The organism is Caballeronia grimmiae, from assembly GCF_000698555.1.
Lineage (GTDB): Bacteria > Pseudomonadota > Gammaproteobacteria > Burkholderiales > Burkholderiaceae > Caballeronia > Caballeronia grimmiae.
This window is the reverse complement of sequence record NZ_JFHE01000001.1, coordinates 274691-294355: the sequence shown is the minus strand read 5'-3', so window position 1 is coordinate 294355 and position 19665 is coordinate 274691. Positions and strand designations below refer to the sequence as shown.

The window sequence follows — 19665 nt, the reverse complement described above, 5'->3', positions numbered from 1 at the left end:
TGGCCGCATTGCCTCGAATGCACGTCGAAAGGGGATTCGCATGTCCAAGCTCATCATCGCCGCCGCGCTCGGCGTTCTGGTTCTCTGCGCGGGATGCGCGGGCGGACCGTCGTCATCGTCGGCGGGGTCGGGTGGCAGCATCACGATGTACGGCACCATCGACCAGGGCATCACCGTTCACGACTAGCCGCACTTTTTGCGGCCCTATAATCGGCGCTTCGTCCATCCGCTTTGCTTCCCGCCATGAACTCGCCGATCCAACCTTCCGCATCACCATTGCCGTCCGCCGTGCGCCAGGGCCGCGCCGAAACCACGTTCCGTTTTCTCGCCGAGCCGACATCGGTCAACTTCGGCGGCAAGGTGCACGGCGGCGCGCTGATGAAATGGATCGACGAAACCGCCTATGCGTGCGCCGCGATGTGGTCGGGGCGCTATGCGGTCACGGTGAGCGTCGGCAATATCCGTTTCAGGCGGCCCATTCTGGTCGGCAATCTCGTGGAACTGCGCGCGCGCGTGGTGACGACGGGCCGCACCAGCATGCACATCCACATTTCCGTCCATGCGGGCGATCCGAAAGTCGGCGAGCTTGCGCAGACCACGGATTGCCTGATGGTGTTCGTCGCCGTCGATGAATCCGGCCAGCCGACGCCCGTGCCCGCATTCGTGCCGGAATCGGACGAAGAGAAACGCCTCGCGCGTTACGCGATGGACGTCAAGGACGCGCTCGACGCGATCGTCGAGCTGAAGCCGGAAGAGGTGGCGGCCGGCAAGGTCTGAGGGCCGCTCTTTCGCGCAGGAAGCCGCTTACTTGCTGCCGACCATGTCCTGCGGCTTCACCCACTCGTTGAACTGCTGCTCGGTCACATACCCGAGCGCGAGCGCGGCGGCTTTCAGTGTCGTGCCTTCCTTGTGCGCTTTCTTCGCGATCTGCGCGGCCTTGTCGTAGCCGATGTGCGGATTGAGCGCCGTCACCAGCATCAGCGATTCGTTCAGCAGGCTTTCGATGCGCGACTCGTTCGCCTCGATGCCCACAGCGCAGTTGTCGTTGAAGCTCCGCGCGCCGTCCGCGAGCAGGCGTACCGACTGCAGTACGTTGTGCGCGATCATCGGGCGGAACACGTTCAGCTCGAAATTGCCGCTCGCCCCGCCGATGTTCACCGCCACGTCGTTGCCGAAAACCTGACAGCAGAGCATCGTCACGGCTTCGGACTGCGTCGGGTTGACCTTGCCCGGCATGATGGAACTGCCCGGCTCGTTTTCCGGAATCGACAATTCGCCAAGCCCGCAGCGCGGCCCGCTCGCGAGCCAGCGGATATCGTTGGCGATCTTCATCAGGCTCGCGGCGACGGTTTTCAATGCGCCGTGCGCGGCGACGAGCGCATCGGCGGCGGCCATCACTTCGAACTTGTTGGGCGCGGTCTCGAAGGGCAGGCCCGTGAGCTTGGAAATCGCCTGCGCGACTTTCACGGCGAATTCGGGATGCGCGTTCAGGCCCGTGCCGACCGCCGTGCCGCCCTGCGCGAGCTGGTAGAGATGCGGCAGCGTCGCTTCGACGTGACGGACGCCCTGATCCAGTTGCGCGACATAACCGGAGAACTCCTGCCCGAGCGTGAGCGGCGTCGCGTCCTGCAAGTGCGTGCGGCCGATTTTCACGATATGGGCGAACTGCTTCGACTTCTTGTCGAGCGTATCGCGCAGCGTTTTCAGCGACGGCACCAGATGCTTGACGATCCCGTAAGCGGCGGCGACGTGCATCGCGGTCGGGAACACGTCGTTCGATGACTGGCCGCGGTTCACGTCGTCGTTCGGATGCACGAGGCGTTCTTCGCCGCGCGGCCCGCCGAGAATCTCGCTCGCGCGATTGGCGATCACCTCGTTCAGATTCATGTTGGTCTGCGTGCCGGAACCCGTCTGCCAGACCGCGAGCGGAAATTCGTCGGGATGCTTGCCGTCGATGATCTCGTCGGCAGCCTGCATGATCGCCTGGGCCTTTTTGGCGTCGAGCTGCTTGAGTTCCGCGTTCACTTCGGCGGCGGCGCGCTTGACGATCGCGAGCGCCGTGATCAGCTCGGGCGACTGCTTCTCCGTCGAAATCTTGAAGTTCTGCAAGGAGCGCTGCGTCTGCGCGCCCCATAGCTTGTCGTTCGGCACGGCGATCTCGCCGAACGTGTCCTTCTCCATGCGTACATCGCCCTGCGCGTTCTGTGTCATGGCCTGAATTTCCGAAAGAGGTTGATCAAAGCTGCTTGTCGACGGGCAGCATCATGAAGAGGCCCGTCATCAAATTGCGATACAGGCCGGCCTCCGGATCGTAGTAATAGGTGACCGTCCCGGTGTCTTCTTGCGTCGTCCACACGAGGCCAGATTGCGGCGAGCCCGTGCGGCGCAGTTCCGCCATCACCGCCGCGCTCGCGAGTTCGACGCGATAGCTCGCTTGCGGCGAGATTCCGCGGTCGAACAGGCCGGCGGCTTCTTCGGCGATTGGCTTGATGTGAATCACGAGCGCCAGTTCGGTGTTGAGCTGCGCCGAGCGCGGATCGAGATTCATCGAACCGATCACGAGGATACTCCGATCGATCACATACGCCTTCGCGTGCAGGCTCGCGCGCGACTTCGATCCGAATAGTCCGGCGGTCGGCCGGCCTTCGCCTTCGGCCTGCATCGGCTTGAATTCGTATAGTTCAACGCCGTTTTGCAGCAGCGGAACGCGATACGGCGCGTAGCCGGCCTGCACCGCGACGGCGTCGGTGGCGGCGAGCGAGTTGGTCAGTACCGCGACGCGGACGTGCCGCCGCGTGAGATCGCCGAGCGCCTTCACGCCGGCGTCGTGCGGCACGAAGTACGGCGACAGGATCAGAAACTCCTTCTGCGCGTTCTTGAGCAGATCGGCAAGGCGCGTCAGCGGCGGGCTTTTGTAGTCGTCACTGGGATGCTCGATCTTCGACGGCGAATCGACATGAAATTCAGTCGGCGCCCAGAAAAGGCCCATCTGCTCGCGTGCGATCTGCTGGTCGAGCGGCGTCGCGTTGAGCGGTTTGGCGTTGAGCGGATCGGCATTGGCGCGCCAGTGTGCGCGGAGCTCTTCGCGCGTCTTGTCGAGATCGGCGGGATCGAATTTTTGCTTGTTCAGCACGCGCAGCGGATACGAGACCGTGCTGTTCCAGTAATCGTCGAAGCTCGCGGATATCTGCTGCGTGACGGGGCCGGCGACGAACGCGTCGAGGTCGCGGAACTGCAGCGTCGGACTGGCGCTGAAGTATTCGTCGCCGAGATTTCGCCCGCCGACGATGGCGATCTGGTTGTCCGCGATCATCGCCTTGTTGTGCATGCGGCGCGTGAAGTGATCGAGGTTCGTGAAGAAGTTGCGCGTGCGCTCGGAGAAGCTCCGCTGCGCGCTGCCATACGGATTGAAGACGCGGATCTCGATGTTGTGATGCGAATCGAGCGCCGCCATGATGCGGTCGATATCCTTGAAGTTCAGATCGTCGACGAGCATACGCACGCGCACGCCGCGATCGGCGGCATGAAGCGCGGCGCCCAGCAACAGCTTCCCGGTGTTGTCTTCCTCGGCGATGTAGTACTGCATGTCGAGGGTTTTCGACGCTGCGCGGGCGAGCGCGACGCGGGCCTGCAGCGCATCGGTGCCGGTCGGCAGGAGGCGCACGGCGGATTCGCCCGGGTGCTGCTTTTCGAGCGGCGTCAGGGCGTTGGCCAGCGGCGTCGCTGCGGTTGCGGCCAGCGCGTGCGTCTGCGGACGATCGAAAGCGGTCGCGGGCGGGCGGGTCGCACAGGCGTTGAGAGTGGCAGTAAGGGCGAGCGCGGCTAACGCTGCGATGGATTTTGCCCGTGTATTTCGCGTTTTAACGTGCGCCGCTTCTGATGCGGCTTTCGACATTCCCCGGCTTTCCGACACTTAGCGTCCTCTCTTTTGATTGTTTAGAGGCGGCTCGGCTGGTTGCGAGCGCGTTGGTGGTGTCATGGTAGCGGAGCAAGAAGTGTGCGCGTGAGAAATCGCCTCAGGAGAAGCAGCTTGGCGGACGTCCGTCGACGAACCGCCGCCCAATTCCGGCATCACTTCGACTTTGGCCTCATGTGCGCGCCTGGCCGCTGCAAGGACGACGTGCTCGGACGGGCGGCGGACAAGCTCGACAGCGCATCGCGTTTCTCGGTGCCGCAACGCGTCGCCCGATCCTGCTGGCGCAAGCGGATGAGAACGAGGGCAAGCAATCGGTTGGCGCGCGCCAGGCGACATCGCGGATTCGCCCGGCGTCACGCGCGAGGCCGTCGCCGCAGCCTTGAGGCGGTTCAGGGATGCGGGACTGATCGAAACGCCCTATCGCAGGATCGACGTGTTGAACATCGAGGAATTGCGTTCGATTGTCGGCTCGCACTGAAAGGTGCATTGAACGCAGCGGGCGGTTTCATCGACGTTTTCAATCTCTTGCTGCCAGTCGCCAGCGTCGTTGACGGCAGCCGACCTTGAAGCTTCTTTCGCAAGCGTCATCCCAGTGAAAAGACGAAAAAAAGCCCGCTCGGCAGAGCGGGCCTATAACCCCTGTTACTGGAGTCTCAAGGAGGAGACGCGTTCATCTTAACGACGACGCCCGCGCGCCCCAACCAAGCATTCCTGCTTTGCATATGCGGTGGCGACCGCAAACCTAAGCCGCGCGACGCGGCGCCGTCTCGACGCCATCGGACCTGAGACTCGCATCGACGAGCCGCTTGCTGATGCGATGAAACCGCAGCGTCATCAACACGGCCACGCTCGCGAGCCCTGCCGCGAGGCCCCACCACAATCCCTTCGCGCCCAGCCCGCAGTGAAACGCGAGCACATAGCCCGTCGGGAAACCCACGCCCCAGTAACCGAACGCGGCCGCGAGCATCGGCACGCGCGTGTCCTTGAGTCCGCGCAGACAGCCGGAGCCGACCGTCTGCATCCCGTCGACGATCTGAAACACCGCCGCCACGCCCAGCAGCGACGCCGCGAGCGACACGGTACGCGCGTTGGCGGGATCGTCCAGATGCAGATACAGCCCGACGATCGCGTGCGGCGCGACGATCAGCACGAGGCCCGAGCACATCATGAATCCGACGCCGAGCGCCAGCGCGACGAAGCCCGCGTGACGCGCCGCCACCGGCACGCCCGCGCCGATCCAGTAGCCGACGCGCACGTTCGCCGCCTGTCCGATCGCGAGCGGCACCATGAACGCCACCGACGCCACGTTGAGCGCGATCTGATGCGCGGCGAGCGGCGATTCGCCGAGCAGGCCGACCATCATGCCGGTCGCGAGAAAGAGCGTCGATTCGACGCCATAGGTGATCGCCACCGGCCAGCCGATGCCGAACAGTTCGCCGAGAAGCGGCAGATGCGGACGCGCGGCCAGCACGAAATGCCGATAGCGCGGCCGCAGATGCAGGAGCGCCACGAGAGCGAACGCCGTCAACCAGACGGTGATGGTCGTCGCCGCCGCCGAGCCGACAAAGCCTTCGCGCGGCAGACCGTACGCGCCGTGAATCAACCCGTAGTTGAGAAAGCCGTTGACGAACACGCCGCCGATCGATACCCACAGAAGCCGCTTCGCCGCACCGATCGCCGGCAGAAATGCGCGCATCATCCCGATGCCGATCAGGCTGCCCGGCGTTCCCCAGCGCAGCATCGCGCAATATTCCCCGACGTTGCGCGCGAGCGTCGCCGGTTCGTGGAACGCGAGCAGGATTTCCTCGGCGTAGCTCAACAGCGCGAACGCGGGCACGGCGAGCAGCACGGAAAGCAGCAGCCCCGTCCAGTAGATGCGAGGCACGCGGTCTTCCGCGTTCGCGCCGCGCGCATGCGCCACCGACACGCTCACCGACGTCAGCACGCCTTGCAGCAGCGTCACGACGACGAAGAACAGGTTCGCGCCGAGCCCGCCCGCAGCGAGCGCGTCGGGGCCGAGCGAGCCGAGGAGAATGGTGTCGGTGACGCCCATCGCCATTTGAGAAAGCTGCGCGATGGCGAGCGGCGCGGCGAGGCGCGCCGTGTCGACGGCATGGCGGGACAGCGTCGGCGGTCCCTGATACGGGTTCGTGGCGCGCGTGGTGTGCGATGGCATGGTCGAAGGAAACGGAACGGAACTGGCCGCGACGCAAACGCGCGGTCAGGCGGTGAACAGCGCAAAGGGCCGACGCTGAAACCAGAACGAAAGACGACTAGCTTATTGCCTCGCGCACGGCATGTCGATGCCGCGCTCCGTTATGGCCGGGTTTTGGCAATCCGGCGGCGCGCCGGCGCAAACACGACGCGACGGATCAGGCAGGCGCGCGCACGCGGATCTTCTGGCCGTCGATCATCACGACCTGGCCCGCGCGGATCTTGCACGTCTTGCGCAGTTCCACTTTGCCGTCGACGGTGACATCGCCCATGGCGACGCGCGCCTTCGCGGCGCCGCCGCTATCGGCAAGGCCCATCAGCTTGAGCAGGTTGTGGAGTTCGACGTGATCGCCCGTGAGGGTGAACTGGAGCTGCGGCATGGCGGGCGGAAGAGTGGAAGGTGCGAAGGAAGCCATCATAAGGCATCGGGTACGCCTCGTGCTCTGTCAACGTCGACCGCGAACGATCGGACGCAAAACGCTTTGTGGCCCATCGTCGGCGAACTCGGCGGCAAATGTAGCCAAGTGAAACGGACGGTAACAGTGACTGATTCCGCGAAACTCCATCGCCAATCGCCGGGTCTGTTAGTTTGATCGATGCAGCTTCGGTCATCTTCTAAACGCCAACGCGTCGCGCACAGCGCTTTCAAAGCGCCAAGCCGCCGGCGCCACTAAAAAGAGGACTAGCTCATGACTAAGGCTCGAATTTTGATGATCGGCACCGCATTCGCCGCCCTCGCAGCCACCGGCGCGCAAGCGCAAACCGCCCAGCCGATGCAGCCCGCACCGGGCGCGGACACTCAGGCGCAACTCGCGCCGCCGCCGCAGAACCTTGTCGCGCCGGCACCGACCGATCCGCTGGTGCAGAAGCGCAACGCCGACGCGCAGGCGAACGCGGAATACCGCGCGTCGAAGAAGGCGTCGAAGGCCGAGTTGAAGGCCGCGGACAAGGAAGCGAAGGCGCAATACAAGCAGGAAGTGCGCAACGCGAAGATCAACAAGAAGGCCGACAAGCAGGCCGCCAAGGACGATCTGAATGCCGCGGCCGACCGCACGCCGAAGGACCAGGGCGAACAGCACTAAACAGGTCGCCCCGACGCCCGCAATAGGGCGTCGCGCGGCGTTCCGTAACCACACCGGGAGAACACCATGACAAGACGTACGAATGCGCTGCTGGCGGCGCTCGTCGCGGGCGCGTTGACGAGCGTGAGCGCGGTATCGATCGCGCAAACGAGCGATGCGCCGATGACGCACGCCGACAAGAAAGCCGCGAAGAAGCAGGCTGAAGCCGACAAGGACGCGGCCGTCGCGCAGGCGAAGGCCGACAAGAAGAAGACGGAGTCGCAATCGGAAGCGAACGAAGCCGCAGCCGATGCTAAGCTGAAGAACGCGAAGAAAGCCGACTAGGGCATCTTCTTCCGTCGATACGGCCCGCGCCTTTCGCGCGGGCCGTTGTCGTTTTAGGGCCAAAAGGCTAGCGTCGACAAAGACTTGCACGCGCGGGTTGTATGGATATACAGTGTCGCGTCACTTCTATCCGCCGCTCAAGTCCTCGTGCTCACGCTTCCCGACACCGCCGCCGATCCATCCCGCACGCAAGATCAGGCCGCAGCGGCGTATCTCGCGAAACTGAACGACGCGCAACGCCGCGCCGTCGAATTCGGCGTGGACGAACCGGGCCGGACCAGCGGGCCGCTGCTTGTCATCGCGGGCGCGGGATCGGGCAAGACCAACACGCTTGCGCATCGCGTCGCGCATCTGCTCGTGAAGGGCGCGGACCCGCATCGCATTCTGCTCTTGACGTTTTCCCGCCGCGCGGCGCTCGAAATGACGCGGCGCGTCTCGCGCATCGCGACGAACGCGCTCGGTAACCGCAGCGCCATCGCGCAAGGTCTCACGTGGTCGGGCACGTTTCACGGCGTCGGCGCGCGGCTGCTGCGCGATTACGCCGATATCGTCGGGCTTGCGCCGTCGTTCACCATCAACGACCGCGAAGATTCCGCCGATCTCATGAACCTCGTGCGGCACGAACTCGGGCTGTCGTCGAAGGAAAAGCGCTTCCCGGCCAAGTCGACGTGCTTCGCGATCTACTCACGCGTGGTCAACACCGGCGCGTCGCTCGCGACGGTGCTCGACCAGTCGTTTCCGTGGTGCCGCGAGTGGGAAGCCGATCTGAAGCGCCTGTTTGCCGCCTACGTCAGCGCGAAGCAATCGCAAAGCGTGCTCGATTACGACGACCTCTTGCTCTACTGGTCGCATCTCGCGGCGGAGCCGGCGATTGCCGCCGATTTGTCGAGCCGCTTCGATCACGTGCTGGTCGACGAGTATCAGGACACCAATCGCTTGCAGGCAAGCATCCTTCTCGCGATGAAACCGGACGGGCGCGGCCTCACCGTCGTCGGCGACGACGCGCAGTCGATCTATTCGTTCCGCGGCGCAACCGTGCGCAATATCCTCGATTTCCCGCAGCACTTCGATCCGCCCGCCGCGACCGTCACGCTCGATCGCAATTACCGCTCGACGCAGCCCATTCTCGAAGCGTCGAACGCGGTCATCGGGCTTGCCGCCGAGCGCTACACGAAGGACTTGTGGACCGACAAGGCATCGGCGCAGAAGCCGCGCGTCGTCTCCGTCGCCGACGAGGCCGATCAGGCGCGCTATGTCGTCGAAAAGGTGCTGGAGGCGCGCGAGGGCGGCATGAAGCTCAAGTCGCAGGCCGTGCTGTTCCGCGCGGCGCATCACAGCGCGACGCTCGAAATCGAGTTGACGCGCAAGAACATCCCGTTCGTGAAGTTCGGCGGGCTCAAGTTTCTGGATTCGGTGCACGTGAAGGACGTGCTCGCGGTGCTGCGCTGGGCCGAGAATCCGCGCGACCGCGTCGCGGGCTTCCGGGTCGCGCAACTGCTGCCGGGCGTCGGGCCGGCGATCGCGGGACGCCTGCTGGACGGCGTCGCCCAGAACGCGCGCGCAGCCGATGCCATCGCAGCCTTCAGCGCGCCCGCACGCGCGAGCGAAGACTGGCCGCGCTTCGTCGCCCTGATGGCCAGGCTTTGCGGACGGGAATCGGGCTGGCCCGCCGAGTTCGAAATGATCCGTCGATGGTACGAGCCGCACCTCGAGCGCAATCACGAGGACGCGGCCATCCGCATCGGCGATGTGATGCAGATGGAAAGCATCGCGTCGACGTATCCGACGCGCGAGCGCTTTCTCACCGAACTGACGCTCGATCCGCCCGACGCGACAAGCGATGAATCGGGCGTGCCGCTCATCGACGAGGATTATCTGATTCTCTCGACCATCCATTCGGCGAAGGGGCAGGAGTGGCGCAACGTGTTCGTGCTCAATGGCGTCGACGGTTGCATTCCGTCCGATCTCGGCACGGGCAGCGAAGAGGAACTCGACGAAGAGCGCCGCCTGCTGTATGTCGCGATGACGCGGGCGAAGGAAGACCTGCACGTCATCACGCCGCAGCGGTTCTACGTGTACAACCAGACGAACCTCGGCGACAGGCACGTGTGGGCGCAGCGCACGCGCTTCATTCCGCCGCATCTGATGCCGCACTTCGAGGCCGCCGCATGGCCGCCCGTGCCGGTCGCCGCCGCGCCGACGGCGGCAGGGCTCGCGGCGGCCGCGAAAGCGAAGATCGATATCGCCGCGCGGCTCAAGGGAATGTGGGAGTAGGGCGCGCCCTCGTTAGCGCGAGGCCCGCGTCGCGCCCGCTGCTCGCGGCGCGTGGCCGAAGATGCTGCGCAGCCACGCGGCGAACCGCGTGAAGCCGTCATACGGCTCTTCGACGAACAATTCCGGCCGCAGCGAGCGCAGATATTCGAGCAACTGCTGCGCTTCCTGCTTCTGCACCGAACCATAGAAGATGCTGAGGCGCAGCAGCGCGCGCAGTTCACCGAGCTTTTCGCGCGCCGTCGAGCCGACGTTGGTTTCCACGGCGACCTTCGCGTCATGCACACGCTGACGAAGCGAATCGGCGAGCCGCCAGGCCGGCGTCTGCATCTTTTCCTCGACCGTGCGGATATCCGCCGCCGCCGACTTGATCTGCGAGGCAAGCACGTCGACTTGCGATACATCGCCCTTCGCCTCGGTGACGATCGCCGCCGCCCATTCGCGCGATGCCTTCAGCAGATCCTCCGCGCTCCAGTCCGAACGAATCGCGAACGCGAAACCGTGCTCCGCCGCCTGACGAATCAGGATTTCGACGACATCCGGAAACTCCTTGTCGAGCGCGCGCTTCGCCCAGGCGTACTGGCCGTGCGTGAGCATGCGCTGCACGGCCTGCTCGGTGAGCGGCGTGGGGTTGTCGAGCAGCTTCGCGCGCAGGAAGTCCTCGAACGACGGCGTGATGAACTGAGGGTCGAGCTTCAGCGAGAGACGCAAGAACGCTTCGAAGTCGCGTTGCAGCGAAGCGATCGTCTCGTCGCGAAGCGAAAGGGTGATTTGCGGCATGTCGGTTTCCGGTTCCGCGCTCGGGGCAGCCCGATGGCCCACTCGCGGGAGATGCTGTCGGCCCGCCGGCAGAGCGGAGGCCATTCGATTCTGATATCGGCGCGGGAGCCGGAAACTTGAGTGGCTTCTGTAAGGCGCGCACTGCGCAACGCCTAACGCAACACGACCAGTTGCCAGAAGAAGAACACCGCGAGCGACACGGCGATCGTCAAAAGCGTGCGCCTCGTCAACGCGCACACGACGACGGCGACCACCGCCGCGACGAGCTGCGGATTACGCCAGGTCAGCTCCGCGCCGTTGCCGTGCGGCGACACGGTCATCGGCACGATGATCGCGGTCAGCACCGTCACCGGGACGAACCCGAGCGCGGTACGCACGACGGGCGCAAACGTGAGCCGCTCGCCGAGCACGAACACGGCGGCGCGGATCACATAGGTGACGAGCGCCATTCCAAGGATCAGCAGCACATAGTTCATCGCACGCGCTCCTTGTCGAGTCCTGCTTTGGCGTCGGTCATCGTCAGCAGCATGCCGACGACGACGCCCACGAGCACCGCCGCGAGCAGGCCGAGCTTGTACGGCCAGCCTTGCCACGCGAACGACAGCACGCCCGACGCCAGCGCCGCCGCCACGAAGCGCGCCGCGACGAGTTGCGGCACGATGATCGCGATGAACGTCGCGACCATCGCGAAGTCGAGCCCGAGTGATTTGAGGCCCGGAAACGCCGCGCCGAAGAACAGGCCGATGAGCGTCCACGCTTGCCAGTTCAGGTACATCGCGACGCCGGAGCCGAAGAAGTAATGCGGCCCGATTTCGCCCGCCGCGCGCTTCTGATAATGCGCGTAGGCCACGGCGAAAACTTCGTCGGTCATCAGGCCGGCCAGCGCCCAGCGCCAGCGCGCGGGCAGATGGGCGACATAGGGCGCGAGCGTCGCCGAATACAGGATGTGCCGCAGATTGACGACGAACGTCGTCGCCCAGATGACGGCGAAGCTCGCGTTCCCGGCGATCATGCCGGCCGCGATGAACTGCGCCGAGCCGGCGAACACCACGAGCGACATGAGCTGGCCGTGCCACAACGCGAGCGGGCTCGCAGTGACGAGCGTGCCGAAGATGACGCCGAAAGGCGCGGCGCCGATCATCATCGGGATGGTGTCGCGCGCGCCGGCGGCGAATTCGCTCAGCGCGTGGGTGGATGATGATGCGGTCAAGGTGGTCCTCCCTCCAGTACGACATGTGCGTGTTGCCAGCTTGCGGAGGATAACCAGTCGTGCCCTGGCCGGCTTGTACGTTCTTGCGGTCGCGACGCGGAAACGGCGGACTCAGCGCCAGCGTCCCGGCGCAACGCCGAACGCGCGCTTGAAGTGCCGCGTGAAATGACTTTGATCGGTGAACCCGCTGGCCGCCGCGACGTGCGCGATGGACGCCCCCGCGCGCAACGCCGGCAACGCCCGCACGATGCGCAGTTGATTGCGCCACGCATGCGGCGCAAGACCCGTTTCGCGGGTGAAGAGCCGCGCCGCATGGAACATCGACAGCCCGACCGTGCGGGCGAGTTCCGCGAGCGTGACGGGTTCGAGAAGATCGTCGGCGAGGCGGGCTTTCATCGTCGCGACGCGGACCGCGTCGGCGGCGAGCGGGGCGGGCGATGGCCGTTCGAGCGCATGGCGCGCGAGCAGCGTGCTGACGGCATCAACGAGGGCGGTTTCGGCGGCGAGCGGGTCCGCGCTGGCCGCTTGTCCGGCGCGCTCCAGCGCCCGATGCGCGGCCACGAGCCGCCTGGCCAGATCGGAATCGCGGATGATGCCTGCGGCGAACCACGGCGACGCCGCCGCGCGTCCCGACATCTCGCGCGCCAGATTTTCGACGAACGGCACCGGCAGATAAAACACGCGATAGCGCCAGCCGGCATCGACGGCCCGCGCGCCGGTATGCAGCTCGCCGGGATTGATCACCGGCACCGAGCCCGCTTCGGCCACGTACCGCGAGCCGCGATAGTCATAGCACTCCGCGCCCGCTTCGATGACCGGCACCGTGTACGCGTCGTGCCAGTGCGGCGCGAATTCGTGATCGTAGTACTCGGCGGTGACCATGTCCGCGTCCGGCACGAGCGGCGAGCGCCAGTAGCGTGCGGCGTTGGAGAAACGTGGCGCGTTCATTGAGCGGATCGTTCGAAGGCGAATCGGTCAGTTTACAACTTCGCCGGCCCGCGAGCCGTGCTCACTTCACCGGAATCGCCGTTCCCTGCGGCACCGGCACGGCCGTCACGCTGTTCTTCGCGCTGCCGCTCGCGATACGGTCGCTATACGTCAGATACACGAGCGTGTTGCGTTTCGCATCGACGATCCGCACGACATGCAGCGTCTTGAAGATGAACGACATGCGATCCGTGAATACATCGCTCTTCTGCCTGAGCGATTCCTTGAACGCAACCGGCCCGACCTGGCGGCACGCGATCGACGCTTCCGTGGGATCTTCGGCGATGCCGAGCGTGCCTTTCACGCCGCCCGTGCGCGCCCGCGACACATAGCACGTCACGCCGCCGACGAGCGGATCGTCGTAGGCCTCGACGCTCACGCGATCCGAGCCGGTGAAGCGGAAGTTCGTGTTGACGCTCGCGATTTCCTCCGCGTGCGCGGCAGTCGCGCCAAGCAGAAAAACGAGCGATGCGGTCGAAGTCATACGGGCGGCGCGGTTCATCACGATCCTTCGGAAAAAAGAAAAGGGCGCCGTATTGTAACGACGCCCTTCGGTGCTTTTGCTGCAGTCTGTTGCTGCCGGTTCAATGGAAGATCAGATACAGAATCACGAGCACGATAACCGGCACGCCGAGCAGCCATCCGAGTAGATAAGGCATCTTGTCCTCCTTGCGCATGTTGTTGACGACGGTTTCAGTATCGCGAGTTCGTTCATCGCGCGTTAGCCGTGTGCGTCCGAAATGCGTGTAGGCGAAGTCCTATCGAATCTTACAAGCGCGTTACGGATTCGTCATGTCATCGTGAGAAACGCGGCTGCGCGCCTTTCTCTTTGCGCCGTCGCGATAGAGCGCGCGCACGTAGTCCAGATGCGCGCCCGCGCACTCCCGGGCGCGCGCCGGATCGCGGGCGATGATGGCGTCGAGCATCGCGCGATGCTGAACGAGCAGGTCGGCTTCGACTTCGTCGTCGTAATCGACCAGACGGTGCGAAGTCAGCATCGATTCGCGCACGAGTTCGTTGAGCCCGTGCATCACGTGGGCGAGCGCGATGTTGTGGGTCGCATCGGCGATGGCGAGGTGAAACGCCGCGTCCTTCTCCGCGATGCGCGCGCTTTTCTGGGCGACGGCGGCTTCGAGCGCATCGAACGCGGCGCGGATACGCACGAGATCGGCTTCGGTCGCGCGCTCTGCGGCGTAAGCCGTGGCGAGCGTTTCGAGGCCGTGACGCAGTTCGAGCACGTCGCCGCTGGCGTCCGGCTGCTGTTGCAGCAGCGCTGCGAGCGGCAGCGAAACCAGCGGCGCGGTCACGTCCGACACGACGAAGCCGCCGCGCGCGACCGCGCGAATGAAGCCATCGGATTCGAGGCGGATCAGCGCTTCGCGTAGCGACGGGCGCGACACGTTCAACTGCTCGGCCAGATCGCGCTCGGCGGGCAGGCGCTGACCGGGCAGCAGCGAGCCGTTCGAAATCAGTTCCCGAATCTGGCCGGACACGACATCGGACAGGCGCACGCGGGCGTAGGAATGCGGGTGTACGGGCTGGAAGGTCATCGGTGGAATGAAATGCACAGGCAAAGACGCTGGATTAACCTAGTTTGACACGAAAGCGCCGGATCCTTAAAGTCTTGGTCAGACCAAGCTGACCAGACACGCGATTTCCTCCCACGATACGCCATGAAAGTTGCCCTGTTCGTCCCCTGTTTCATCGATGCGTTTTATCCGCAGGTCGGCATCGCCACGCTCGAATTGCTGGAGCGCCTGGGCGTCGATGTCGACTATCCGCAAAACCAGACCTGCTGCGGCCAGCCGATGGCCAACAGCGGCGCGCACAAGGAAGCCGCCGGCGCCGAGCGTGTGTTCGCGCGCAACTTCACGGACTACGACTACGTGGTCGGGCCATCGGCGAGTTGCACGCATCATGTGCGCGAGCACTTCACGGCGATCGAGCAGACGAGCGACGTGCAGAAGGTGCGCCGCAACACCTTCGAACTGGTCGAATTCCTGCACGACGTACTGAAGGTCCGCGAGTTTCCGTGGGCCGAGTTTCCACATCGCGTCGGGCTGCATAACAGTTGCAGCGCGGTGCGGCATCTTCGTGAGACATCGAATTCGGAAGTCGCCGGGGCGAGGTATTCGAAGCCGCGCGCGTTGCTCGAGGGCGTGAAGGGCATCGAGTTCGTCTCGCCCGCGCGCCCCGATGAATGCTGCGGCTTCGGCGGCACGTTTTCGGTGACGGAGGAAGCGGTGTCCGTGCGCATGGGCCAAGACAAGGTGCGCGACCACATCGGTGCGGGGGCGGAGTACATCGTCTCGGGCGACATGTCGTGTCTCATGCATCAGCAGGGCTGCGCGGAACGCATGAAGCTCGACGCGCGGTTCATCCACATCGCGCAGGTCCTGAACGGAGCGCGGGCATGAGCAAGACCGTACGAATCGATCACGCCAAGGCGGCCGGTGCGTTCCTGCAAAAGACCGATCACGTCGCGTTCCACGACAAGCGCCTGTGGGATTTGCGCAGCAAGCGCGACGCGCAGGCGCACGGCATCCCCGAATGGGAAGCGATGCGCGAGCTGGCTTCGGGCATCAAGGAACACACGCTGTCGAATCTCGCGGACTACATCGCGCAGTTCGTCGATCAGGCGGAGAAGAACGGCGTCGTCGTGCACTTCGCGGCGAACGCGGAAGAGCACAACGCGCTCGTTCACCAGCTGATGAGCGAACGCGGCATGACGACGCTCGTGAAAAGCAAGTCGATGCTCACCGACGAGTGCTACATGCGCGACTATCTCGAGCCGCGCGGCATCACGGTGATGGAAACCGATCTCGGCGAGCGCATCCAGCAACTCGATCATCAGGACCCGAGCCATATGGTCGTGCCGGCGGTTCACAAGCTGCGCGCGGACGTGGCCGAACTCTTTGGCCGCACCATCGGCACCGATCCCGCCAACAGCGACATTCACTATCTCGCCGAAAGCCAGCGCATGCACACGCGGCCGTACTTCGTGCGCGAGAAGACGGCGGGCATGACAGGCTGCAACTTCGCGGTGGCCGAAAGGGGGACGGTCGTGGTCTGCACGAACGAGGGCAACGCCGATCTGTCCGCGAACGTGCCGCCGCTGCATATCGCGTCGATCGGCATCGAAAAGATCATTCCGACGATCGCCGATCTCGGCGTCTTCGTGCGCATGCTGTCGAGAAGCGCGCTCGGCTCGCCGATCACGCAGTACACGTCGCACTTTCGCGCGCCGCGGCCGGGCACGGAGATGCACTACATCCTCGTCGACAATGGACGCTCGGAGCGGCTTGCGCTCGACGACTTCTGGTATTCGCTGAAGTGCATCCGCTGCGGCGCGTGCATGAACACGTGTCCGGTGTATCGGCGAAGCGGGGGACTGTCGTATGGCGGCACGTATTCCGGGCCGATCGGCGCGATCATCAACCCGACGCACGACCTCAAACGCTACAGCAGCCTGCCGTTCGCCTCGACGATGAACGGCAGTTGCACCAACGTGTGTCCGACGAAGGTCAATATCCACGAGCAGATTTACAAGTGGCGCGAGGTGATCGCGGAGCGTCACGAAGTGCCGTTCGTAAAGAAGGAAGTGCTCAGGATGGCGGGGCGACTGCTCGCGAGTCCGACGCTTTATCGCGCGACGGTCGCCTCGCTTGGCGGCGCGTTGAAGCGGCTGCCCAACTTCGTGCTGTACAACCCGCTCAACATCTGGGGACGCCAGCGCGACCTGCCCGAAGCGCCCGTCCAGACTTTTCACGAGTGGTACAAGAAGAACCGGAAGCAAGCCAAATGACGACTCGCGAAGCATTTCTCTCGAAGATTCGCGCGGCGCAACCCGCGTCGCGCCCGCGCCCCGATCTGCCGGTTTTTCCGTCGCCCGAAGGCGATCTGATGACGCGCTTCATCACCGCGCTAACCACGATGGGCGGAACCTGCGCTCATGCCCACACCCTCGCCGATGTCGACGCGATGATCGCCGCGCGCTTCGGCGAAGGCGCGGTGGTGGCGTCGGCGGTGGAGGGCATCGCGGCCACGCGCAAGCTGTCGCCGGATACGGCGCCCGCATCGCTGCAGGATGTCGATGTGGGCGTCGTGCGCGGACGCTTCGGCGTTGCGGAAACGGGTTCGGTGTGGTTCAGCGAGAAGGAATACGTCGTCAATTCGATCGGCTATCTCGCGCAGCATCTGGTCGTGCTGCTCGATCCCGCGCAACTCGTCGACGGTTTGCAGCAGGTTTATCGACGGCCCGATTTTCAGTCGGCGCGTTATGCGGTGCTGGTCACTGGACCATCCGCGACGGCGGATATTGAAGGCGTGCTGATTCGCGGCGCGCAGGGCGTGAGATCGCTGACGGTTGTATGGATGGCGCAGGGGTGAGGGCGGGGCCTGCGCGCCGACAAAGACGGGCGGGCGTGTTGGCTGACAGAAGGCTATGAATCGAAACAGAAACGCTGGATCGCGCAGCGCGAATGGAAACGTCGCCCTGTCGCATTGCGCAAAGCATCGCGCAAAAACAAAAAGCCCAGTCGAATGACTGGGCTTTTTGATAATGTTTTTTGGCTCCCCGACCTGGGCTCGAACCAGGGACCTACGGATTAACAGTCCGGCGCTCTACCAACTGAGCTATCGGGGAACATCTACCACATGAAACTGATTAAAAAGCCCAGCAATCCGACTGGGCTTTTTGGAAACTGCGTGCTGGTGTTTTTTGGCTCCCCGACCTGGGCTCGAACCAGGGACCTACGGATTAACAGTCCGGCGCTCTACCAACTGAGCTATCGGGGAACATCTACCACATGAAACTGATTAAAAAGCCCAGCAATCCGACTGGGCTTTTTGGAAACTGCGTGCTGGAGTTTTTTGGCTCCCCGACCTGGGCTCGAACCAGGGACCTACGGATTAACAGTCCGGCGCTCTACCAACTGAGCTATCGGGGAACATCTACAGCAGAGAAGCGGAATTATAGGGAGCGTCTTCTACCCTGTCAACGGCCAATCTTCACTCGATACGACTTGTTTCATTGCGTCGAATTTCTCCCAAGACCATTCCCCGGGCCGACGCACAAGCCTTCAACGCTCGAGCAGATTCAGCTTGTCTTTCACGTCCTTGAACTCTTCGGCTTCGGGCAGCGGCGCCTTCGTCTTGGTAATGCTCGGCCAGTTGCGCGCAAGTTCGGCGTTCAGTTCGGTGAAGTGCTGCTGGTCGCCCGGCACGTCTTCCTCGGCGTAGATGGCATTCACCGGGCATTCGGCCACGCACACGGCGCAGTCGATGCACTCGTCCGGATCGATCGCGAGAAAGTTGGGACCTTCACGGAAGCAATCCACCGGGCACACATCCACACAATCGGTGTAGCGGCACTTGATGCAGCTTTCGGTCACAACGTGAGTCATTCAGGCTCCTGCATGCGAAATTCGTGGGGGCGCCGCCGGGCGGGCTGCATAGGCGCGCCGGGTCGTTCGCCGAAACGCATATTGTAGCGTAACGGTAAAAAGCGGCGCGAGGGCCACGGGGTATGGCTTATATCGATTCGCAATGTATGTATGCCCGGTTCATAAAAAGGGCGCGCATTCGGGTAACATGGGCCAAAGGCCCGCGGCGCGTCGTCGCGCGGTCTGCTCGCTTCGATGTGTCCTAGTCAGAACCATGATTATCAATTCGCTGCTCGATACCGATCTCTACAAGTTCACGATGATGCAGGTCGTGCTGCATCACTTCCCGGCCGCGCATGTCGAGTATCGCTTTCGCTGCCGTACGCCCGAGGCCGACCTCGTGCCGTATATCGACGAGATTCGCGACGAAGTGCGCCAGCTCTGCAGCTTGCGCTTCAAGGAAGAAGAGCTCGACTATCTTCGGCGCATGCGCTTCATGAAGAGCGATTTCATCGACTTCCTCGCGCTCTTTCATCTCAACGAGAAGTCCATCCGTATCTCGCCGTCGCCGAAGAACAATGGCGAGATCGACATCATGATCGAAGGGCCGTGGCTGCATACGATTCTCTTCGAGATTCCGGTGCTCGCGATCGTCAACGAAGTGTACTTCCGCAACACGCAGCGCAAGCCGGAGTACGAAACCGGGCGCGAGCGCCTGCGCGACAAGATCAAGCTGCTCGCCACGCCGCCCGAATACTCCGATTGCAAGATCGCCGATTACGGCACCCGCCGCCGCTTCTCGAAGCAGTGGCACGAGGAAGTCGTGCTGACGCTGAAGGAACGGCTCGGCGAACAGTTTGCCGGCACGAGCAACGTCTTCTACGCGATGAAACACGGCCTGCGCCCGCTCGGCACAATGGCCCACGAATATCTGCAGGCGTGTCAGGCGCTCGGCCCGCGCCTGCGAGATTCGCAGATCTTCGGCTTCGAGATGTGGGCGAAGGAGTATCGCGGGGATCTGGGTATCGCGCTGTCCGACGTGTACGGCATGAAGGCGTTTCTGCGCGACTTCGACATGTACTTCTGCAAGCTCTTCGACGGCGCGCGCCACGATTCGGGCGATCCGTTCGACTGGGGCGAGCGCCTCATCAAGCACTACGAGGAAAATCGCTGCGATCCGCGCACGAAGGTGCTCGTGTTCTCGGACGCGCTCGATATCCCCAAGGTGCTGCAACTCTACGAACGCTTTCGCGGGCGCTGCCAGCTTGCGTTCGGCGTCGGCACGAATCTCACGAACGATCTGGGTTATCAGCCGCTGCAGATCGTCATCAAGATGGTTCGCTGCAACGGGCAGCCGGTCGCCAAGCTCTCCGATTCGCCGGGCAAGAACATGTGCGACGACAAGGCGTATCTTGCCTATCTGCGTCAGGTGTTCGGCATCGAGCAGCCCGTCGGGGAAGGCTGACTCGCACGCGGCCTATGCCGTTCGGCCGAGGT

At 63.9% G+C, this 19665-nt stretch carries 21 protein-coding genes and 3 tRNA genes; 10 read left to right on the top strand and 14 right to left on the bottom strand.

The genetic code is table 11. The features are described 5' to 3' along the window. Positions 1–40 precede the first annotated feature (40 nt). Positions 41–187 carry a hypothetical protein gene (locus BG57_RS33275; RefSeq protein ID WP_167569238.1) on the top strand — a complete coding sequence of 49 codons (147 nt, stop codon included), beginning with the start codon at positions 41–43 and terminating at the stop codon, positions 185–187. Positions 188–243: 56 nt separating this feature from the next. Next, positions 244–777, top strand: coding sequence for an acyl-CoA thioesterase (locus tag BG57_RS01425; protein ID WP_035959640.1), 534 nt, complete (start codon positions 244–246; stop codon positions 775–777). Between the two features lie 27 nt (positions 778–804). Here the strand turns inward: BG57_RS01425 and fumC are convergent, their stop codons facing one another. Continuing rightward, positions 805–2211, bottom strand: coding sequence for a class II fumarate hydratase (gene fumC / locus BG57_RS01420; protein ID WP_035959639.1), 1407 nt, complete (start codon positions 2209–2211; stop codon positions 805–807). 25 nt (positions 2212–2236) lie between these two features. Continuing rightward, on the bottom strand, positions 2237–3895 hold the full coding sequence (locus BG57_RS01415) for a phospholipase D family protein (RefSeq protein WP_081850804.1): 1659 nt from the start codon (positions 3893–3895) through the stop codon (positions 2237–2239). Positions 3896–4226: 331 nt separating this feature from the next. Between BG57_RS01415 and BG57_RS34265 the strand changes: the two genes are divergently transcribed. After that, the gene (locus tag BG57_RS34265; RefSeq protein ID WP_081850803.1) at positions 4227–4394 is read left to right on the top strand and encodes a helix-turn-helix domain-containing protein; all 168 of its coding nucleotides are present in this window, start codon (positions 4227–4229) and stop codon (positions 4392–4394) included. Between the two features lie 264 nt (positions 4395–4658). Here the strand turns inward: BG57_RS34265 and BG57_RS01405 are convergent, their stop codons facing one another. Continuing rightward, positions 4659–6092, bottom strand: coding sequence for an MATE family efflux transporter (locus BG57_RS01405; RefSeq protein ID WP_052005552.1), 1434 nt, complete (start codon positions 6090–6092; stop codon positions 4659–4661). A 196-nt stretch (positions 6093–6288) separates the two neighbouring features. After that, entirely contained in the window at positions 6289–6510 is a 222-nt protein-coding gene (locus BG57_RS01400; RefSeq protein WP_035959636.1) for an RNA-binding S4 domain-containing protein, read from the bottom strand. 309 nt (positions 6511–6819) lie between these two features. Here BG57_RS01400 and BG57_RS01395 point away from each other — a divergent pair, with 309 nt between their 5' ends. From BG57_RS01395 to BG57_RS01385, 3 genes are all read left to right on the top strand, one after another. Then, on the top strand, positions 6820–7212 hold the full coding sequence (locus BG57_RS01395) for a hypothetical protein (protein WP_035959635.1): 393 nt from the start codon (positions 6820–6822) through the stop codon (positions 7210–7212). A 66-nt stretch (positions 7213–7278) separates the two neighbouring features. After that, on the top strand, positions 7279–7536 hold the full coding sequence (locus BG57_RS01390) for a hypothetical protein (RefSeq protein ID WP_035959634.1): 258 nt from the start codon (positions 7279–7281) through the stop codon (positions 7534–7536). Positions 7537–7683: 147 nt separating this feature from the next. Further along, entirely contained in the window at positions 7684–9810 is a 2127-nt protein-coding gene (locus tag BG57_RS01385) for an ATP-dependent helicase (RefSeq protein ID WP_035959633.1), read from the top strand. Positions 9811–9822: 12 nt separating this feature from the next. Here BG57_RS01385 and BG57_RS01380 read toward each other — a convergent pair whose 3' ends face one another. The 6 genes from BG57_RS01380 to BG57_RS01355 form a co-directional block, all read right to left on the bottom strand. Further along, positions 9823–10587, bottom strand: a complete 765-nt coding sequence (locus tag BG57_RS01380; protein ID WP_035959632.1) for a DUF4088 family protein — start codon at positions 10585–10587, stop codon at positions 9823–9825. Between the two features lie 152 nt (positions 10588–10739). Further along, positions 10740–11063 (bottom strand): AzlD domain-containing protein, encoded by a 324-nt coding sequence (locus BG57_RS01375; RefSeq protein ID WP_035959631.1) that lies wholly within the window; start codon positions 11061–11063, stop codon positions 10740–10742. Beyond that, complete coding sequence (locus tag BG57_RS01370; RefSeq protein ID WP_081850813.1) at positions 11060–11731, bottom strand: AzlC family ABC transporter permease; 672 nt, start codon at positions 11729–11731, stop codon at positions 11060–11062. Before BG57_RS01370 ends, BG57_RS01375 begins: the two co-directional genes overlap by 4 nt. Before the next feature lie 177 nt (positions 11732–11908). Next, positions 11909–12745, bottom strand: a complete 837-nt coding sequence (locus tag BG57_RS01365) for an AraC family transcriptional regulator (protein ID WP_035959628.1) — start codon at positions 12743–12745, stop codon at positions 11909–11911. Positions 12746–12806: 61 nt separating this feature from the next. After that, positions 12807–13268, bottom strand: coding sequence for a CreA family protein (locus BG57_RS01360; RefSeq protein ID WP_035959627.1), 462 nt, complete (start codon positions 13266–13268; stop codon positions 12807–12809). Between the two features lie 295 nt (positions 13269–13563). After that, on the bottom strand, positions 13564–14334 hold the full coding sequence (locus BG57_RS01355; RefSeq protein ID WP_035959626.1) for a FadR/GntR family transcriptional regulator: 771 nt from the start codon (positions 14332–14334) through the stop codon (positions 13564–13566). 123 nt (positions 14335–14457) lie between these two features. Between BG57_RS01355 and BG57_RS01350 the strand changes: the two genes are divergently transcribed. The 3 genes from BG57_RS01350 to BG57_RS01340 are packed head-to-tail and all read left to right on the top strand — an operon-like array spanning position 14458 to position 17173. Then, positions 14458–15201, top strand: a complete 744-nt coding sequence (locus BG57_RS01350; protein ID WP_035959625.1) for a (Fe-S)-binding protein — start codon at positions 14458–14460, stop codon at positions 15199–15201. After that, positions 15198–16589 carry a lactate utilization protein B gene (locus tag BG57_RS01345; protein ID WP_035959624.1) on the top strand — a complete coding sequence of 464 codons (1392 nt, stop codon included), beginning with the start codon at positions 15198–15200 and terminating at the stop codon, positions 16587–16589. Before BG57_RS01350 ends, BG57_RS01345 begins: the two co-directional genes overlap by 4 nt. Then, positions 16586–17173 carry a LutC/YkgG family protein gene (locus BG57_RS01340; RefSeq protein WP_035959622.1) on the top strand — a complete coding sequence of 196 codons (588 nt, stop codon included), beginning with the start codon at positions 16586–16588 and terminating at the stop codon, positions 17171–17173. The genes BG57_RS01345 and BG57_RS01340 overlap by 4 nt, the downstream gene beginning before the upstream one ends. A gap of 180 nt (positions 17174–17353) precedes the next feature. On the opposite strand, the gene BG57_RS01335 is transcribed toward BG57_RS01340, so the two are convergent. The 4 genes from BG57_RS01335 to fdxA form a co-directional block, all read right to left on the bottom strand. After that, a tRNA-Asn gene (locus BG57_RS01335) sits at positions 17354–17429 on the bottom strand. A 76-nt stretch (positions 17430–17505) separates the two neighbouring features. After that, positions 17506–17581 (bottom strand) — tRNA-Asn (locus BG57_RS01330). A gap of 76 nt (positions 17582–17657) precedes the next feature. After that, positions 17658–17733, bottom strand: a tRNA-Asn gene (locus BG57_RS01325). Between the two features lie 132 nt (positions 17734–17865). Beyond that, positions 17866–18189 (bottom strand): ferredoxin FdxA, encoded by a 324-nt coding sequence (gene fdxA / locus BG57_RS01320; RefSeq protein ID WP_035959621.1) that lies wholly within the window; start codon positions 18187–18189, stop codon positions 17866–17868. Between the two features lie 253 nt (positions 18190–18442). Here fdxA and pncB point away from each other — a divergent pair, with 253 nt between their 5' ends. Further along, positions 18443–19633 (top strand): nicotinate phosphoribosyltransferase, encoded by a 1191-nt coding sequence (gene pncB, locus BG57_RS01315; RefSeq protein WP_035959620.1) that lies wholly within the window; start codon positions 18443–18445, stop codon positions 19631–19633. Positions 19634–19665: the final 32 nt, after the last annotated feature.

Excerpts from the sequence above, each read along its gene's own strand:
- BG57_RS33275 (WP_167569238.1), top strand. The coding sequence starts at position 41 with ATGTCCAAGCTCATCATCGCCGCCGCGCTCGGCGTTCTGGTTCTCTGC.
- BG57_RS01425 (WP_035959640.1), top strand. The coding sequence starts at position 244 with ATGAACTCGCCGATCCAACCTTCCGCATCACCATTGCCGTCCGCCGTG.
- fumC (WP_035959639.1), bottom strand. The coding sequence starts at position 2,211 with ATGACACAGAACGCGCAGGGCGATGTACGCATGGAGAAGGACACGTTC.
- BG57_RS01415 (WP_081850804.1), bottom strand. The coding sequence starts at position 3,895 with ATGTCGAAAGCCGCATCAGAAGCGGCGCACGTTAAAACGCGAAATACA.
- BG57_RS01405 (WP_052005552.1), bottom strand. The coding sequence starts at position 6,092 with ATGCCATCGCACACCACGCGCGCCACGAACCCGTATCAGGGACCGCCG.
- BG57_RS01400 (WP_035959636.1), bottom strand. The coding sequence starts at position 6,510 with ATGCCGCAGCTCCAGTTCACCCTCACGGGCGATCACGTCGAACTCCAC.
- BG57_RS01395 (WP_035959635.1), top strand. The coding sequence starts at position 6,820 with ATGACTAAGGCTCGAATTTTGATGATCGGCACCGCATTCGCCGCCCTC.
- BG57_RS01390 (WP_035959634.1), top strand. The coding sequence starts at position 7,279 with ATGACAAGACGTACGAATGCGCTGCTGGCGGCGCTCGTCGCGGGCGCG.
- BG57_RS01380 (WP_035959632.1), bottom strand. The coding sequence starts at position 10,587 with ATGCCGCAAATCACCCTTTCGCTTCGCGACGAGACGATCGCTTCGCTG.
- BG57_RS01375 (WP_035959631.1), bottom strand. The coding sequence starts at position 11,063 with ATGAACTATGTGCTGCTGATCCTTGGAATGGCGCTCGTCACCTATGTG.
- BG57_RS01370 (WP_081850813.1), bottom strand. The coding sequence starts at position 11,731 with ATGATGATCGGCGCCGCGCCTTTCGGCGTCATCTTCGGCACGCTCGTC.
- BG57_RS01365 (WP_035959628.1), bottom strand. The coding sequence starts at position 12,745 with ATGAACGCGCCACGTTTCTCCAACGCCGCACGCTACTGGCGCTCGCCG.
- BG57_RS01360 (WP_035959627.1), bottom strand. The coding sequence starts at position 13,268 with ATGACTTCGACCGCATCGCTCGTTTTTCTGCTTGGCGCGACTGCCGCG.
- BG57_RS01355 (WP_035959626.1), bottom strand. The coding sequence starts at position 14,334 with ATGACCTTCCAGCCCGTACACCCGCATTCCTACGCCCGCGTGCGCCTG.
- BG57_RS01350 (WP_035959625.1), top strand. The coding sequence starts at position 14,458 with ATGAAAGTTGCCCTGTTCGTCCCCTGTTTCATCGATGCGTTTTATCCG.
- BG57_RS01345 (WP_035959624.1), top strand. The coding sequence starts at position 15,198 with ATGAGCAAGACCGTACGAATCGATCACGCCAAGGCGGCCGGTGCGTTC.
- BG57_RS01340 (WP_035959622.1), top strand. The coding sequence starts at position 16,586 with ATGACGACTCGCGAAGCATTTCTCTCGAAGATTCGCGCGGCGCAACCC.
- fdxA (WP_035959621.1), bottom strand. The coding sequence starts at position 18,189 with ATGACTCACGTTGTGACCGAAAGCTGCATCAAGTGCCGCTACACCGAT.
- pncB (WP_035959620.1), top strand. The coding sequence starts at position 18,443 with ATGATTATCAATTCGCTGCTCGATACCGATCTCTACAAGTTCACGATG.